Genomic DNA, 16,083 nt, shown 5'->3' on the forward strand with positions numbered 1-16,083 from the left:
TCACCCAGGAGCATCTGATCCACAGGAGCCCATGTGTCTTCGGCAAACCCCGGCATTGTGTCCCGAATTCCCGGCCTGGCCTATGTGGGCCTGGTGCTTACGCCGCTGTTCTGGGCAGGCAATGCCGTGGTGGCTCGTGGCACGGTTGAACAAATACCGCCCCTGTCCATGTCGTTCTGGCGTTGGGTGATTGCCCTTGCCATTTTGCTGCCCTTCGGGTTCCCTGGCATGTGGCATCATCGCGGGGTCATCCGCGCCCGGCTTGGCTCCATGCTGGCCCTGGCCACCTTCAGTGTGGCGGCGTTCAACTCGCTGCTGTACTACGCCGCCATCACCACCACCGCCACCAACATTGCCCTGATTAACGCCACCATCCCCATTTTCGTGGCCCTGCTGGCGTGGATTCTTCTCGGCGACCGCACCCGGCCAATTCAGGCATTGGGCATCACCCTGGCCATCGGGGGCATTCTGACCGTAGTGGCCCGAGGCGAGCTCTCGGTTCTGACCGCCCTTCAAGCCCAGCCAGGCGACCTGATCATGGTGGCGGCCGTGTTCAGTTGGGGGTTGTTCTCGGTACTGCTCAGGCGACAGGCGGTACCATTACCGGCCCTCACCTTCCTGACCACCCAGATTCTGCTGGGCACGCTGGTGATCCTGCCGTTTTACCTGGCAGACCTGATTTTCTTCGCCGGGGGCTTTGAACTGTCCCGGAATACGGCGATGCCGCTACTGTATTTCGCCATATTCCCCGGTATCCTTGCCTACGCATTCTGGAATCACGGCGTGCATGCGATCGGTCCGGCCAGGGCCGCCATATTCATGTACCTTACACCGGTATTTGCATCCATACTGGCCGGCATTTTCCTCGGCGAATCCCTTGGTGTGTTTCACATGGTAGGGGGCTTGCTGATTCTCGCGGGCCTGGTAATGGCCACGCGAACCGGTCGCCGACAGGTTGCGTATCCACTTCGGAGTCAGGAACAAAACGGGAGAGACACATGATGAAAGCCGCCACCAGCATCAGGCGAACTCGCACCCTTTGTGGTCTGCTTTTGATGATTCTGGCACTTGGCATGCCTGCACTAGCGGCTGCCGAAGCCTGTGATCCGGAAGACCACCAATGGGTTCCCAGCCGCTATTACCCGGCAGGGTCTGTGGTGTTTCACAACGACACCTGGTACGAGTCCCGTGAAATCCATGAGGGTATGGAGCCGGGCATTACGTTTGACTGGAAACGCCTGCATTCAGTGCCCGATTGCAGTGGTGACAACAGCCCGCCCGACCCGATCGATCCGTCTGACGTCGAAGAGGGCATAACCCAGACTGACAACGATACCGAGTTCTGCGAACGCCCGGAACAGTGGCTGTTTGCTGAAAGTTACTCGGTCGGCAGTCAGGTGAGCCATGGCGGCAAGATCTGGGAAGCCATCCGGGATACCAAGGGCGATATGCCGGGTATCAAGGAACCACCGCACTGGAAGCTGATGCAAGAGCACTGCGCCATCCAGTCGCAACCGGTATTATAAGCCCGCCAGCGCTGCCTCGATCCGGGCAATGACCTGTTCCAGCACGGATCGGGGGCAGCCAATGTTCAGGCGCATGAAGCCACTGCCCGGTTGCCCGAAGGACAACCCCGGGTTCATGCCCACGCCGGCCTCCTGCACGAAGAATTGTTTCAGGCCGGCGTCATCCAGCCCCAGGCTCCGGCAGTCGAGCCACATCAGATAGGTGCCTTCCGGCGCAGCCACCTCAATACCCGGCAATCGCTTTGACACCGCGTTGGCCACATAATCCCGATTGGCCTGCAGATAGCCGAGCAGTTCATCCAGCCAGCCGGCGCCGTGGCGATAGCCCGCTTCAAAGCCGGCAATGCTGAACGGGTTGCACTGGGGCAAGTGCATGGACTCAAACACCGCTTTCATGGCTTTGCGCCGATCCGGGTCCGTGATCACCAGGGCCGACAGACCAAGACCGGGCATGTTGAAACTCTTGCTCGGAGCCACCGCCGTCACCAGAGCATCCTCTTCTCCGGCGAGTCTACCCAGGACGGTATGCGGTGCCGCGTCCGGATAAGTCAGATCACAATGTATCTCGTCTGAGAGCACCACCAGGTTGTGGCGCCGGACAATGGCCAGCAGCTCTTTGAGCTCCGCGTCCGTCCAGACCCGGCCGACCGGGTTGTGGGGGGAGCACAACAACAGCACCCTGGCATCGGGCCGGGCAGCGCATTGCTCGAGATGCTCCAGATCCATCCGGTACTGCCCGGTCTGCGGATCCTGAACCAGGGGGTTTTCGATCACTTCACGACCGCTCTGGCGCACCGAGCTGAAAAAAGGCGGATACACCGGCGGCTGTATAATCACGCCCTCGCCGGGTTCGGCGTAGGCCATACAGGCGGCATTCAGAGATGGCACCACCCCCGGCGCCATCAATATCCACTCCCGGCGAATGTGCCAGCCATGGCGCTGCGCAAACCAGTCGATCATTGCCTGACACAGGCTGTCAGGAAACAGGGTATAGCCGTAAACCGGGTGCTGAGCCCGCTCAGTCAGGGCGCGGGTGACCGCCTCGGGCGCAGCAAAGTCCATATCCGCCACCCACACCGGAATGACATCCTCCCGGCCAAACACTGCCTGGCGGGCATCAAATTTGACTGAGCAGGTATTGTCACGTCGAACAGGCTGATCAAACGCACTGGCCACAAACGAACTCCCCAACTGGTTGAAAGACTGCCGAAGGCTATTGTGGTAGCCCCGGCCAACGACCGCAACCAACCGTGGCAGGCGCCTCCCGCTTTGGTCGAACATGGGCAATTTTTGCTTGCCGAAACGGGCCGATACTTGCGAACCTAACCGTTTGTTGATGGTTGTCGTCCCGAACGTTTGTCGGAGTTCTCCCCATGATCGGCCAGATCCTAGCTACCATGCTGCCGGTATTCCTGATTGCAGGTTGCGGCGCCCTGTATGGCCGCTACCGCACACCAGACATTCAAGGCCTGAACGTTCTCAACATGGAACTGTTTGTGCCCATGCTGGTGTTTGCCGTACTGGCCGACCAGCAGGCGCCCCTGCAGGACTATGGCTGGCTGGCCCTGGCGGCAACGGTGGTGGTGCTCGGTTCTGGCATCCTGCTGTACCCGGTGGCCCAGGTTCTGAACCTGAACCTGAAAACCTTCCTGCCGCCGATGATGTTCAACAATTCCGGCAACATGGGCATTCCGTTGCTGGTACTGGCGTTTGGTGAGGCGGCACTGCCGGCAGCGATCGTACTGTTCATCGTCGAGATGCTGCTGCACTTTTCCGTTGGCCTGTACATGCTGGACCCGCACACGTCGATCATCCGGCGATTGCGGCTACCGATCGTGTTCGCCAGCATCGCCGGGCTAACGGTTAACTTCAGCGGTGTTGCCCTGCCTGGCTGGCTGCTGGAAACCCTGAACATGCTGGGTGGCGTGTGTATCCCCTTGATGCTGTTTGCCCTGGGGGTGCGGATGCTGGATGTGGATTTCCGGGACTGGAAACTGGGGCTGATTGGCGCCATTGCCTGCCCGGTCAGCGGCTTGCTGCTGGCCTGGCCGATGATTGCGATACTCGACCTGCCTGGCTTGCAGGTAGCCTGCCTTTGGGTGTTTGCGGCGCTCCCGCCTGCGGTGCTCAACTACATGGTGGCGGAGCAGTATCAGCAGGAGCCCCATGCGGTGGCATCGCTGGTATTATTGAGCAACCTTGGCAGTCTGGTCGTCATGCCCATTGTCCTGGGCCTGGTGTTCGCAGCCGGCTATCTGTGAACGGCTCACCACTTCACATGGATGAATAACGGATGTCTGAAACCGTTGCGGTGGTGCGTGCTGCCCGCCCGAACTTTCTCCTGCTGGCACCCGTGTGCGTGGGGCTGGGCCTGGCCGTTGCCTGGCAACAGGGCCAGACCCCTGCTCTGATCGACACGGTGCTGGTGTTTGTGGGCGCTTTGCTGGCCCATGCTGCGGTCAACCTGCTCAATGAATATGACGATTTCCGGTCCGGGCTGGATCTGATCACCCAGCGGACTCCTTTCTCCGGAGGCAGCGGCGCACTATCCGAAATACCCTCCGCAGCGCGGGGGGTACTGTGGGCAGGGCTAGGCACCCTGGGAATGGTGGTCGCCATCGGCGTGTACTTTTTGTGGCTTCGGGGTTTGCCCATGTTCATTCTGGGTGCCGCCGGGGTGGTGCTGGTGCTGACCTACACTCGCTGGATCACCCGTTCGCCGCTGTTATGCCTGCTGGCACCGGGCATTGGCTTTGGCCCGGTGATGGTGTTGGGCACCCTGGTGGCCCTGGATGCCCGGCTGGATGCCGCCGCTCTCGTCTGCGCCGCTGTCACCCTGCTGCTGGTCAGCGAGTTGCTGTTGATCAACCAGATACCAGACGCGGATGCTGACCGGCAGGTTGGCCGCCGGCACCTGGTGATTACCCTTGGGCCGGAGATCGCCAGTAAGGTGGTGGCATCCCTGCTTATCGGCAGCTATGTGCTGATTATCGCGTCGATGGTTGCCAACATTATGCCCAAGCTAACGCTGCTCGCCGTGTTACCAATGCCCCTGGCCCTGTGGCTCAGCCTGCGCCTGCCTCGCGTGCTTTCAGCACCCAGAGAATTGAACCGGGTGCTGGCCATCAACGTGGCTGTTGTTGTGTCTACCCTCGCCCTCTTGGTGACCGGGCTCAGTCTTTAAGCCTGAACACCCGCACTCTGGAGCGCAATTGACCTGCGAGCACAGCCAGATCACGACTGGCGCCGGCAACCTGATCGGAGCCCGCAGAAGTTTCAATCGTACCGTCGTGAATTCTGGCGATGTTGCGGTTAACTTCTTCCGCTACCGAACTCTGCTCCTCCGCCGCACTGGCAATCTGGGCATTCATGTCGTTGATAGACGCAACTTCCTCACGGATACGCCCCAGGGCGGTCTCCGCCTCCGCCGTTTTCTCGACCGTCACCCGGGCCAGATCCCGGCTCCGTGCCATTTCACCGGACGCCTCGCCAGCCCCTGCCTGCAGTCTGCCGATCATGTCATGGATTTCGCGTGTCGAATCCTGGGTGCGTGATGCCAACGACCGGACTTCATCCGCCACCACGGCAAAACCCCGGCCATGCTCGCCCGCCCGTGCTGCCTCGATAGCTGCGTTCAGGGCCAGCAGATTGGTCTGCTCGGCAATGGCATTAATCACTTCGATAATTTTCTCGATGTTGCCACTGTCCTCAGACACCCGGCTAACCGAAGCTGCAGCATCCTCAAGCTTACTCGCCAGATCGGAAATGGACACGGCCGTTTCCTGAACCACCCGATTGCCGGTTTCCACTTCCTGGTCGGCCTTGCGCGTTGCTGTGGCGGCGTTGGCCGCAAACCCGGCCACTTCGTTCACCGTGGCGGCCATCTGGTTCACTGCGGTCGCCATCTGCTCCGCTTCGTTAGCCTGCATGCGAATCTGCTTGCTGTTGTTGTCGGAGGTTGCTTCAAGTTCACCAGAAGCGGAGGACAACTCTTCAGAAGCCGAACGCACCTCGCGAATAATCCCGGTCAACCGATCTATGGTGTCGGCCAGGGCGCCCATGACACTGTTGGGATATCGTGTCGTCAGGCTCTGGTCCAATTGGCCATCCGCCAGTTGACGAATAGCACCGGCCACCTCTTCCGGCTCGGCCCCCAGAATACGTTTGAGGTTACGGATAATCAGGGTCGCCACCAGCACACTGACCAACACGGCAAAGCCTGTGATTGACAGAATCATGATATTGAAACCACTTGCCGCTTCGCGCACCTCGTTCAGATCATCGGCAATGGCATCCTCCTGGTAGTCAATGAAGGCATTGACCCTGGCAAGCCACTCGCTGTAGGCCGGCGAAACCTGATCAAGCAACAACCGCCGCGCACGCTCTACGTCACCCGAACGCCGCAATTGCACGACATCTTCAGTAAGCGCCAGCGTTCTTTGCTCGGTGGCGTCAATCGCGGCCAGCAAACGGCGTTCCTGCTCAGTCGCACCCTGAGCCCGAAACATGTTCGCCATGGCCTCAGCGTTTTCCCGGTACATGGCCGCCAGGGACCGGATATCATTCAGGTGCCTCTGCAGGTTGGCATCGCTGTTTACCAGCACCACATCACGAATCGCAATGGCGCGGTCGTGAACACTGCCTCGAAAGTTGATGGCAAATCGCTGTTTGAGTGAAGCGCCTTCGTTAACAGAAGTCAGGGTTCTATCGATAAAGCCGACCCGGTGGTTACCAACCACACTGACCAGCACCATCAACGACACCATCAAACCGAAACCCAGCGCAAGACGTTTTGCAACAGTAAGCTGGCCAATCATTTGCGCACTCCAGATATTTGTTTTGTCTGCAAGAGTACGATTAAAGAAGCAAATGGATTATTTGTGTTTAAGAGGAATTGTAAATAATCGTATCTTACGCCCTGGCAGATGGTTATCCGCCCGTTTTACTTGCAACTACGGATGCTTTGACCGATGGTTAAAGGCAAATGCGCCCGATTTGGTAACGATATGGAGGTCTTTCCATGAGTGTTCTGTTTCTGATTCTCAGCGCCCTGGTGCTGATCTATTTCAGTGTTGGCGGGAAGGCAGCGGCAATCGTGATGTCAATTGCCACCCTGGTCGGCGTTGCCAACGACGGCTGGCACATTCTCAGCTTTCTGATCGGCGGTCTGTTGCTGGCACTGGCGTTGCTGATCACCCTCCCGGGCGACCTGCGCCTGGACAAGTTCAGCCGGCCCCTGCTGGGCTGGGTCCGCAGCCGCCTGCCCAAGCTCTCTCCAACCGAGCAGGAAGCCCTCAACTCCGGTTCGGTAGACTGGGATGGCGAACTGTTCTCCGGCAAACCCGAATGGAACAAGCTGCTGGACGCCGCTCCGGCGCATCTGACCAGCGAGGAGCAGGCGTTTCTCGACGGCCCGGTGGAAGACCTGTGCAAACTGCTGGATGACTGGCAGATCACCCACGAACACTACGACCTGCCAGACAAAGTGTGGAAATTCATCCGTGACAAGGGCTTCTTTGGCCTGGTCATTCCCAAGGAAGACGGGGGCCTGGGCTTCTCCAACACTGCCCACTCCGAAATCGTGATGAAAATCTCCACCCGCAGCGTATCGGCAGCGGTGACCGTCATGGTGCCCAATTCCCTGGGCCCGGGTGAGCTGCTGATGCACTACGGCACCGACGACCAGAAACACCACTACCTGCCGCGCCTGGCCAAAGGCAAGGAGATTCCCTGTTTTGCCCTGACCTCCCCGGTGGCCGGCTCCGACGCAGGTGCCATTCCGGACAAAGGCATCGTCTGCAAGGGCGAATGGAACGGCAAGGAAGTGCTGGGCCTGAAGGTCACCTGGAACAAGCGCTACATTACACTCGCCCCGGTAGCGACCCTGATTGGCCTGGCCATCAAGGTGTATGACCCTGAACACCTGATCGGCGATCAGGACGACATCGGCGTGACCTGTGTGATGGTGCCGCGGGAAACCGACGGCGTGAACGCCGGAGCCCGCCACCTGCCCATGAACACCGTGTTCATGAATGGCCCCACCTGGGGCACCGAAGTGTTTATCCCCATGGAACAGGTCATCGGCGGACAGGACATGCTGGGCAAAGGCTGGAAAATGCTGCTGGAATGCCTGTCCATCGGCCGCTCCATCTCCCTGCCGGCTCTCGGCACCGGCGCCGGCAAACTGGCCAGCCTGGCCACCGGCTCCTACGCCTATACCCGGGAACAGTTTGGCCGCACCATCAGCCAGTTTGAAGGCGTTCAGGAAGCCCTGGAGCCCATCGCCGGCTACACCTACATGATGGACGCCGCCCGCCTGCTGACCGCCGGCATGCTGGACCGGGGCGTACGGCCTTCCGTGCCCTCGGCGGTACTGAAGTACCGCAACACCGACCTGATGCGGGAGGTGATCAACCACGCCATGGATGTAGTCGCCGGCCGGGGCGTGATCACCGGCCCCCGCAACTTCCTGGCCCGGGCCTACCAGGCAGTGCCCATCGGCATTACCGTGGAAGGCGCCAACATCCTGACCCGCAGCCTGATGATCTTCGGCCAGGGCGCCATTCGCTGCCATCCGTTTATCGTGGAAGAAATCGAAGCCGCGGGCATGGAAGATGAAGACAAAGCCGCAAAACAATTCGATGGCATCTTCTACCGCCACCTGGCCCACACTACCCGCAATGCCCTGCGGGCGTTCGTACTGGGCCTGAGCAAGGGCTGGCTGGAAACCGCGCCACGCCAGGGCGACATCCAGAAATACTACCGCCAGCTGGGCCGATTCTCCGCTGCCTTCGCATTAATGACCGACGTCACCCTGCTGACCGTCGGCGGCGGCCTGAAAGCCCGCCAGCGCTTGTCTGGCCGCATGGCCGACTGCCTGGTCCAGCTCTATTACGCCACCGCCGTGATCAAGCAATGGCATGAAGAAGGCTACCCGGACGACCAGCGAGACCTGGTGGAATGGTGCCTGCAAACCTGCCTGCACGACCTGCAGGACTCCATGCGTGAAGCCATCATCAACTTCCCGGTACCGGCCCTGCGCTGGCCGCTGCGTTTGCTGGTGTTCCCCCTTGGCGCCACCGGCCTGAACGGCCCGGACGACAAGCTGGGCGCGAAAGTGGCCGCGACCATCGTGAACGACACCCCGGTGCGCCAACGCATCAGCCGCGGCACCTTTATCAACATGGATCCCGACGACCCGCTGGGCCGCGTACTGAATGCCTATAACCTGGCCAACGAAACCGCCGAGATGCGCCAGCGCCTCCACGAAGCCATCCGCAATCGTGACGAAGACGAACTGGACGGCATTGCCCTGCTGATGGGCCATCAACGTAAAGAGCTGGTGGACTGGGCCTGCGCCCAGGGCATCATCAAGGCGGACGAATGCCCGAAAATGGAAGAAGCGCTGACAGCCCTGTATGACGTCATCCGGGTGGATGCCTTCGACGCCGATGGCCTGAAAGCCCTGGCCAAGGGTGCCAAGGGCAAGCGCAAAGTGGTTGAGCGCCCCGCAAAAGGCTAGTTCCCTGCCGGAGTGGGTAACCCTGCTCCGGCGTTTTGGCCGTGCATAGCACCGACAGCGGGACCATGACCCACAAAGATACGACCCGAAAGCATCGTTACAATGTCTGACGGTTTCATGCCCAGAGTCATCCGAAAGGTATGGGAGAAGTGGGCAGAATCTGCAAAGCCCGCGGCGATCGCAGCCTCCGTGAGTGATGCGCCACGCTCCACGCCGGTAAACGTAACAAACAACCGGTGCCACTGCCGATAGCGACGCACGGGCACGCCTACCTGGGCACGAAACAGCTCTACCAGACGGGAAACCGAGAGGTTGACCGAGTTCGCCAATTCCTCCACTGAGACATTTCTGCCGATCTCCGACTGAATCCGTTCCACCACCCGCGCCACCCGTGGATCGGTCTCAGGATAGGGCTGAGCCCCGGGGTTGATCCCCGACTCCAGTGCATCGAAGGCTGCCTCCGCCTGCATGGGAGCGTTGTAGAGCGCTTTGAGCCAACGTTGAAGTGAGTGCTCACCATGAAAGCCGGCGTATACCCCGTCCTGATGCCTGGCCATGCTGTGAGACAACAGACGGAAATCCTGCCCCAGGGCATCCAGGTAACACGCCGCGACCAGCTGACCCTGGGGATCAATCCTGGCGCTTTGGCCCGGCGCTAACAGCAGCGAATGCTCATGCCAGACAACGTCTTATCCCGGCAACAGCAGTTGCACGGGCCCTTCGGCTGCGATGACCAGCGAAGCGGCCGCTTGGCTGAACTCAATCGGATGCCGCAAGCGCCCGACAAACAGGGTGCGCCGGGGCCAGAGATACAACAGGTTGGAACGTGAATTATCCATGGGCATCAACGCATGCCCGCTGCATTCTTGCGCCGGGCAAACGGCTTCTTGTTGTTGTATGTCTGCCCGAGTGTATATGCATTTCTCAACAATCACCCACGAAAGATGCCGGTTACGTGAACAATTCCGGGCTTTTTTGGCGTTAGCCTGCGAACTCGTCAGTTCTTACAAGCGCAGCGGGGCAATCCATGGGTAGATTCAAGGGGCAATACCATGCAGTCATCCTGACAACAAACACAAAAAGGAACGACATCATGAACTCATGGATAAAAAGCGCCGTCGCAGCGCTGATATTGAGCCTGTCCCTGCCAGCACAGGCCGGTCTTTTCGACTGGTTATGGGGATCAAAAAAACAGGGTGCAACCAAGCACCCGATCGTCCTGGTACCGGGCATTTTTGCCTTCGACACCATTGCCGGCGTTGATTACGGGTACCGCATTCCCAACGCCCTCGAAAAAGAGGGCGCCACGGTATTCGTACCCAAGATCAATGCCTTTGACAGCTCAGCCATGCGCGGTGAGAAGCTGATCCAGCAACTGGACGCCATCCGGGCCGCCTCCAGTGGCGCAATCACCCGCTTCAATCTGATTGGCCATAGCCAGGGCGGGGTGACCTCCCGCTATGTCATGAACGTTCGGCCCGACCTGGTGGCTTCCGTGACCACACTTCACTCTCCTCATAAGGGCTCGCCCCTGGCCGACATAGTGACCGGCATCGCTCCAGAGGGGTCACTGACGGGTGTCGGTTTTGAAGCCCTGGCAAATACCGTGGGCAATCTCGTTAATCTCCTGTCCGCCAACAAGGCGGACCGTTCCGACATCTACGCCATGCTCGCAGAATTCAACAAACCGGGCGCCGCGGCCTTTAACAACCTGTTTCCAGCCGGCTTACCAGCGTCTGAATGCGGCCAGGGGCCGTCAAGCGTCAACCTGAACGGCCACACCATCCGGCTGTATTCCTGGAGCGGGACCGCCCAGTTCACCACCGGCTTTGATCCCTCAGATGCCCTTTTCGGCATCACCAGCCTCGCCATTCCAGGGGCAGACGACGGCGTAACCGGCCGGTGCTCCAGCCACTTTGGCCAGGTGATTCGCGACGACTACTTCATGAACCATCTGGATGTGACCAACCAGGTGCTGGGTATGGTATCGCTGTTTGAAACCTCGCCGCTGACCCTGATGCGCAACCACACCAGGCGCCTCGCTAACGCCGGGCTGTAAAACCAACACCCCACTGGCCAGCCCGGTGGGGTGCCTTCATGGGCTTATATTCATGAACCACCGCAGCCGTTTCCTTCTGGTGGCCGGCATTATCACCATAGCCGGCGCCCTGACTCTGACCCATCGGGGAACCACCGAGGGTCCAGACACCGCAATTCAGGCACCGAAAATCTCCACCGACCAGACCGGTACCCCCGGACTACCTGCGCACAACCTCAGCCAGCAAAGCGTCCCGGAGCTGCCTCCTGAACTCGTTGGCCTGGAACCGAAGGGGGCGCTTTCAGTCGATGCCAACCACCACCTGGTCCCGGATGAAAACCTGCGCACCCTGTTTGATTTTCACCTGGCCAACCTGGATCGTGAACCCATGGACCTGGTTCTCAACCGTATCAGAGCAACGCTGGCTAACCGGCTAGGCGAACCGGCTCGAAGCCAGGCCCTGGCATTGCTCAACGATTACGTTAACTACCGGCTGGCACTTACCCGCATTGACCAGAACCTGCCACCGGGTTTCGACCACGATGGCTTCGACCTCAACGCCCTGACATTGCGCCAGAAAGCATTACTGGCGGCCCGCGCCGAGCATTTCACACCACAAACCCACGCCGCCTTTTTCGGCGAAGCCGAGCAACTCGACAACTACACTCTCGAAAGACTGACGATTGAACGCAACGAAGCGCTCACCGAACAACAAAAAGCCCAACAACTGGCACAACTGGAACACGCTTTGCCTGAACACATTCAACGAACCCGAGCCCGGGCCACCATCAACAGCACCCTGTACCAGAAGACCGAAACCATGAGACGCAACGGCGCCACAGACGCCGACATTTTCCAGCTAAGGGCACAAAACCTGGGCGAAACCGCCGCAGCCAACCTGGCGGAACTCGATTTACAGCAACAGACATGGCAAAACCGGCTTGACCATTACCGGCAAGAGAAAGCCCGGATCATCGCCGCCAGCCTCAGCCCTGAAGACCGGCAAACCGCTGTCAGCGAGTTACAACAGCGTCTCTTTGAAGGCCCTGAGCGGCTGAGAGTCAGAGCTCTGGATGCCGACGCCCGGCGCTACCCGATCGCAAACCACCCCGAATAGCCTCATCCACCAGCCAGCGGCGCAGCGTCTGAATCCCACGCTCCCGCCGGCGACTGGTCTTCCAGGCGAAGTAGAACTTGTCACCCGTCACCACCGAATGCGCGGGCAACCGAACAAAATCCGCCGAATCCTTGCGGGTACTGAGCATGTAATCATTGGTCAACGCAATGCCCTGATGAAAGCGCGCCGCCTCCAGCGACAACAGCATATGACTGGAATGCAGCAGCCGACTGGACGCAGGCAACTTCATACCGGCCTCCTGATACCAGGCCTCCCAGTCACCGCCCTGTCTGTCATAAATACTGTGAGTCGACAGCAACGGAAACCGGGCCACCTCTGCCGGCGCTACCGGCTGCTCATCCCGCCCCTCTGGCTCCGCATCCCGCCCCAATTCACGCCGTATACGCTGCCAATAGTCCTGACTGCACACCGGAAACAACCGCTCCTCATACAGCAGATCGTAGCTGTAGGCCCGCGAATCCCGGTGAATCGTAATAAAACAATCCGCCACCCGATCCGACAACACCGGATTCTCACTACTCATCTCCAGAGCCAGATCAATCTGCGGATGCAGCCGCTGCAAATCCGGCAACCTCGGCGCCAGCCAGCGCACCGCAAACGAACTGAACACCGACAACCGCAACCGCGACTCCTCATGCCCCAACAGTTGCTCACTGGCCCGTTCAATCTGCAACAGTGCCGAACCAATGGCATCCAGATACTGCCGCCCCTCATCCGTCAACGTTACCTTCCGGCCCGAACGCCAGAACAGCCGCTCCCCCAAATAGGTTTCCAGCTGTTTGATCTGGTGACTGACAGCACTCTGGGTGATCGACAGTTCCTCGGCAGCCGCCGAAAAGCTGTTAAGCCGGGCAGCGGCTTCGAATACAGGGAGGGCTTTCAGTGGAGGTAGTTTCATCGGCTTAGTATCTAATTTTCTAATGGATGGCTAATAATCATCATTTTATCGGATATTAGCACTTCATTAGACTCTCCACCGAGATTAATGTCATTCCAACTCGAGATTGAGATTCGATCTCACGAAACGTGGTATTGCTCCAGGCCAGAGCCACCAAGGCTTGGACGGCTACTTTTGTCCTATCAGGAAAAGTGCCTCACCATTTTAATGTGAGATTCCTCCTGTTTTATCTCGTTTTGGCGTTTGTCAGTCGTCTGTCGTGGGCCGGACTTTTCTGGCAGTGACAGTGCTAAATCACATTAAACCAGGCGCGAAACGGCTTGCGCCTGCCAAAGCCGGAACCATAGGAGGTCATCATGTCAGGTAAAACCGTCAATAGCGCCATCCTGCTACTTGTGATCGGCAATGCTATGGCCATTTTGTCTGATGTGTTTATCAAACTGCTGGAACCGGGCGCCCCGATCTTTCAGTTCGCTTTCCTCCGGTGTGTCCTCACGCTGGCCTTTCTGCTACCTCTCGCGGGTCACCTGAACCGGGGGCAGCTGTTCAGTGGGCTAAAGATCCACACGCTCCGGGCTCATATTCATCTGGGCGGCATCCTGTGCATGGTCGTGGCTCTGGGCAATCTGCCGCTGGCTACCGCCAATGCGCTCTTTTACGGCGCACCGATTCTGGTGATGGTGTTTTCGGCCCTGGTTTTCCGGGAACGGCTGACGCCCCTGAGCGTACTGGCCGTATTCAGCGGTTTCACCGGCATCGTGGTAATCCTGCGCCCAGTGGAATTCAACTGGGCAGCCATCGCCGCCCTCGGGTCTGCTCTGGCACTTGCAATCAATGCGGTCATGGTCCGGCAACTGCCCAAACAGCAGTCAACGGTACACAAGCTGTTTCTCAATTACCTGCTGATCCTGCCGGTAGCCGGTGCCCTGGCGCTCTGGGAGGGGGCCGAGTGGTCGCCCGGCATACTACTGAGTGCCGCCGGTTCCGCTCTATTTATTCTCGGTTACAACATCACCGTCCTGCTGGCCTATCAGCAGGTAGACGCCAATCAAGTCACCAGCGCCGAATACACCGGCCTAATCTGGGCGGTGCTGATTGGCTGGATAGGTTTCAATGAGATGCCCGATCTCTGGTTCGCCGTGGGCAGCGCTATGATCGTAGTACCACTAATACTGGTGGGGTTGCATTCCCGTCAGCGGAGCCACCGAGTGCTCCGGCCTTACCCGGCGAATAGTTGAGGCCTTAGGGCAGTGATTATGCAGGCGGGACTGACCAGCAAGGATGGTCGTGCACATTTGGTTACCAGAGTCTGCCTATAGCCGGATTTTTCTATAACTGTGTTGTCCTATTACGAGGTCAAGGAGCCACATGCGCAGCTTCACTGAATGTGGGCTTCCTTTTTAGCTCCTTACTGCACAACGCCTAGCCCACACGCCTGTTTAGGCCAGGTCACAGCGAAATGGCGGGAAATCTAGGATGGACTTTCCTCATTAAGCGTGCCAAGCCCTAGCCTCAAACAGAGGCCATTTCAAAGGCCCCTTTGCTTCCGTTCGATCTGTGGTCTCTTCACGATACTCTACTCCCTGCGTATTCCAGACCAAGGTTGCCACTGATTCCAGACGAAGCCTGCCACCCATTCCACGCGAAAGCTGCCACTGATTCCACGGCAAAGCTGCCACCCCGGCAGGCTGCCTGAACCGCCATCAAAATCGTCCGGCGCGGGATAACTTAACGGTACTCTGACCCTTTTCATCCGGAGATGGGCCAGATGCCAGCGAAGAGGTTATCCATGCGCAAGATCAAAGAAGTTCTTCGCCTCAAGTGGGAGCGAGGGCTGAGCAACCGCCAGATTGCGGCGGCCTGTGGCGTCAGCCGCCCCACCGTGAGCGAATACCTGCGCCGCACGATTGAGGCCGGTCTGAGCTGGCCGTTGCCAGCGGATCTGGAGGAGGCCCATCTGGAGCAGTTGTTGTTCCCGCCACCACCGGATCTCCCGGCACAGGCCAGAGGTATACCCGACTGGCAACATATCCGCGACGAACTCACGGGCAAGAATGTTACCCTGTTCCTGCTGTGGCAGGAGTACCGGCAAGCCAACCCGGACGGTTATCAGTACAGCTGGTTCTGCGAGCACTACCGGGCCTGGCGGGGCAAGCTGGACCTGGTGATGCGCCAGGACCATCGGGCCGGTGAGAAGGTGTTCGTGGATTATGCTGGCCAGACCGTGCCCGTCATTGACCGCACCACCGGAGAGATCCATGAGGCGCAGGTCTTTGTCGCGGTGATGGGCGCATCCAATTACACCTATGCCGAAGCCACCTGGAGCCAGACATTGCCGGACTGGATCGGCTCTCACACCCGGGCCTTCCAATACCTGAAGGGAGTTCCGGAGTTAGTGGTTCCCGACAATTTGAAATCGGGCGTTACCAAGGCCCACCGGTACGAACCGGACCTCAATCCAACTTACCAGGATATGGCTGCCCATTATGGGATCGCCATCGTTCCCACGCGCGCCCGTAAGCCTCGCGACAAGGCCAAGGTGGAAGGGGGTGTGTTGATCGTCGAGCGCTGGATCCTGGCGGCGTTGCGCCATCACCAGCACTTCTCACTGGGGCAACTCAACGCCACCATACGTGAGCTGCTGGAGCGGCTGAACACCCGACCCTTCCGCAAGTTACCCGGCTGCCGGCGCGACCACTTCGAACAGTTGGACAAACCGGTGCTACAGCCATTGCCCGCAGAGCCTTATGTCTACGCGGAGTGGAAGAAAGCCCGGGTCCACATCGACTACCACGTGGCCATCGACGGGCATTACTACTCGGTGCCCTACACCCTGATCAAGAAAGAGGTGGAGGTTCGCATCACTCACAACACCATCGAATGCTTTTACCGGGGCAACCGGATCGCCAGCCACCGGCGCTCCGACCAGAAGGGACGGCACACCACCATCGCCGCGCACAT

Annotated in this window: 14 protein-coding genes; 9 read left to right on the top strand and 5 right to left on the bottom strand. The window is 59.2% G+C overall.

Translation table 11 applies throughout. The features are described 5' to 3' along the window. The first annotated feature begins 33 nt into the window (after positions 1 to 33). Positions 34 to 1,002, top strand: coding sequence for a DMT family transporter (locus ABIE59_RS13955; RefSeq protein ID WP_354447790.1), 969 nt, complete (start codon positions 34 to 36; stop codon positions 1,000 to 1,002). Beyond that, entirely contained in the window at positions 999 to 1,526 is a 528-nt protein-coding gene (locus ABIE59_RS13960; protein WP_354447792.1) for a carbohydrate-binding protein, read from the top strand. The genes ABIE59_RS13955 and ABIE59_RS13960 overlap by 4 nt, the downstream gene beginning before the upstream one ends. Here ABIE59_RS13960 and ABIE59_RS13965 read toward each other — a convergent pair. Continuing rightward, on the bottom strand, positions 1,521 to 2,702 hold the full coding sequence (locus tag ABIE59_RS13965) for a MalY/PatB family protein (protein WP_354447824.1): 1,182 nt from the start codon (positions 2,700 to 2,702) through the stop codon (positions 1,521 to 1,523). The genes ABIE59_RS13960 and ABIE59_RS13965 overlap by 6 nt on opposite strands. A 197-nt stretch (positions 2,703 to 2,899) precedes the next feature. On the opposite strand from ABIE59_RS13965, the gene ABIE59_RS13970 reads away from it, so the two are divergent. Together ABIE59_RS13970 and ABIE59_RS13975 are read left to right on the top strand one after the other, a co-directional pair. Further along, complete coding sequence (locus tag ABIE59_RS13970; protein WP_354447794.1) at positions 2,900 to 3,787, top strand: AEC family transporter; 888 nt, start codon at positions 2,900 to 2,902, stop codon at positions 3,785 to 3,787. 32 nt (positions 3,788 to 3,819) lie between these two features. Further along, on the top strand, positions 3,820 to 4,710 hold the full coding sequence (locus ABIE59_RS13975; protein ID WP_354447796.1) for a prenyltransferase: 891 nt from the start codon (positions 3,820 to 3,822) through the stop codon (positions 4,708 to 4,710). Here ABIE59_RS13975 and ABIE59_RS13980 read toward each other — a convergent pair. After that, a complete protein-coding gene (locus ABIE59_RS13980; protein ID WP_354447798.1) occupies positions 4,700 to 6,343 on the bottom strand; it encodes a methyl-accepting chemotaxis protein in 1,644 nt (547 codons plus the stop codon). The two genes, ABIE59_RS13975 and ABIE59_RS13980, sit on opposite strands and share 11 nt — an antisense overlap. 203 nt (positions 6,344 to 6,546) lie before the next feature. On the opposite strand from ABIE59_RS13980, the gene ABIE59_RS13985 reads away from it, so the two are divergent. After that, on the top strand, positions 6,547 to 9,048 hold the full coding sequence (locus tag ABIE59_RS13985; protein WP_354447800.1) for an acyl-CoA dehydrogenase: 2,502 nt from the start codon (positions 6,547 to 6,549) through the stop codon (positions 9,046 to 9,048). Here the strand turns inward: ABIE59_RS13985 and ABIE59_RS13990 are convergent. Together ABIE59_RS13990 and ABIE59_RS13995 are read right to left on the bottom strand one after the other, a co-directional pair. Further along, positions 9,045 to 9,617, bottom strand: coding sequence for a helix-turn-helix domain-containing protein (locus tag ABIE59_RS13990; RefSeq protein ID WP_354447802.1), 573 nt, complete (start codon positions 9,615 to 9,617; stop codon positions 9,045 to 9,047). The genes ABIE59_RS13985 and ABIE59_RS13990 overlap by 4 nt on opposite strands. A 120-nt stretch (positions 9,618 to 9,737) precedes the next feature. Continuing rightward, complete coding sequence (locus tag ABIE59_RS13995) at positions 9,738 to 9,887, bottom strand: hypothetical protein (RefSeq protein WP_354447804.1); 150 nt, start codon at positions 9,885 to 9,887, stop codon at positions 9,738 to 9,740. Between the two features lie 254 nt (positions 9,888 to 10,141). Between ABIE59_RS13995 and ABIE59_RS14000 the strand changes: the two genes are divergently transcribed. Together ABIE59_RS14000 and ABIE59_RS14005 are read left to right on the top strand one after the other, a co-directional pair. Beyond that, the gene (locus tag ABIE59_RS14000; protein ID WP_354447806.1) at positions 10,142 to 11,107 is read left to right on the top strand and encodes an esterase/lipase family protein; all 966 of its coding nucleotides are present in this window, start codon (positions 10,142 to 10,144) and stop codon (positions 11,105 to 11,107) included. Positions 11,108 to 11,159: 52 nt separating this feature from the next. Further along, complete coding sequence (locus tag ABIE59_RS14005) at positions 11,160 to 12,203, top strand: lipase secretion chaperone (RefSeq protein ID WP_354447808.1); 1,044 nt, start codon at positions 11,160 to 11,162, stop codon at positions 12,201 to 12,203. Here ABIE59_RS14005 and ABIE59_RS14010 read toward each other — a convergent pair. Then, on the bottom strand, positions 12,148 to 13,122 hold the full coding sequence (locus tag ABIE59_RS14010) for a LysR family transcriptional regulator (protein ID WP_354447810.1): 975 nt from the start codon (positions 13,120 to 13,122) through the stop codon (positions 12,148 to 12,150). The two genes, ABIE59_RS14005 and ABIE59_RS14010, sit on opposite strands and share 56 nt — an antisense overlap. Before the next feature lie 356 nt (positions 13,123 to 13,478). On the opposite strand from ABIE59_RS14010, the gene ABIE59_RS14015 reads away from it, so the two are divergent. Together ABIE59_RS14015 and istA are read left to right on the top strand one after the other, a co-directional pair. Further along, complete coding sequence (locus ABIE59_RS14015) at positions 13,479 to 14,360, top strand: DMT family transporter (RefSeq protein WP_354447812.1); 882 nt, start codon at positions 13,479 to 13,481, stop codon at positions 14,358 to 14,360. 530 nt (positions 14,361 to 14,890) lie between these two features. Further along, positions 14,891 to 16,083 (top strand): IS21 family transposase (istA, locus tag ABIE59_RS14020; protein WP_354447814.1); only part of this gene is annotated, 1,193 nt, incomplete at its 3' end.

The organism is Marinobacter sp. MBR-99, from assembly GCF_040547575.1.
Classification (GTDB): domain Bacteria; phylum Pseudomonadota; class Gammaproteobacteria; order Pseudomonadales; family Oleiphilaceae; genus Marinobacter.

Excerpts from the sequence above, each read along its gene's own strand:
- ABIE59_RS13970 (WP_354447794.1), top strand. The coding sequence starts at position 2,900 with ATGATCGGCCAGATCCTAGCTACCATGCTGCCGGTATTCCTGATTGCA.
- ABIE59_RS13985 (WP_354447800.1), top strand. The coding sequence starts at position 6,547 with ATGAGTGTTCTGTTTCTGATTCTCAGCGCCCTGGTGCTGATCTATTTC.
- ABIE59_RS13975 (WP_354447796.1), top strand. The coding sequence starts at position 3,820 with ATGTCTGAAACCGTTGCGGTGGTGCGTGCTGCCCGCCCGAACTTTCTC.
- ABIE59_RS13995 (WP_354447804.1), bottom strand. The coding sequence starts at position 9,887 with ATGGATAATTCACGTTCCAACCTGTTGTATCTCTGGCCCCGGCGCACC.
- ABIE59_RS13960 (WP_354447792.1), top strand. The coding sequence starts at position 999 with ATGATGAAAGCCGCCACCAGCATCAGGCGAACTCGCACCCTTTGTGGT.
- ABIE59_RS14005 (WP_354447808.1), top strand. The coding sequence starts at position 11,160 with ATGAACCACCGCAGCCGTTTCCTTCTGGTGGCCGGCATTATCACCATA.
- ABIE59_RS14000 (WP_354447806.1), top strand. The coding sequence starts at position 10,142 with ATGAACTCATGGATAAAAAGCGCCGTCGCAGCGCTGATATTGAGCCTG.
- ABIE59_RS14010 (WP_354447810.1), bottom strand. The coding sequence starts at position 13,122 with ATGAAACTACCTCCACTGAAAGCCCTCCCTGTATTCGAAGCCGCTGCC.
- ABIE59_RS13980 (WP_354447798.1), bottom strand. The coding sequence starts at position 6,343 with ATGATTGGCCAGCTTACTGTTGCAAAACGTCTTGCGCTGGGTTTCGGT.
- ABIE59_RS14015 (WP_354447812.1), top strand. The coding sequence starts at position 13,479 with ATGTCAGGTAAAACCGTCAATAGCGCCATCCTGCTACTTGTGATCGGC.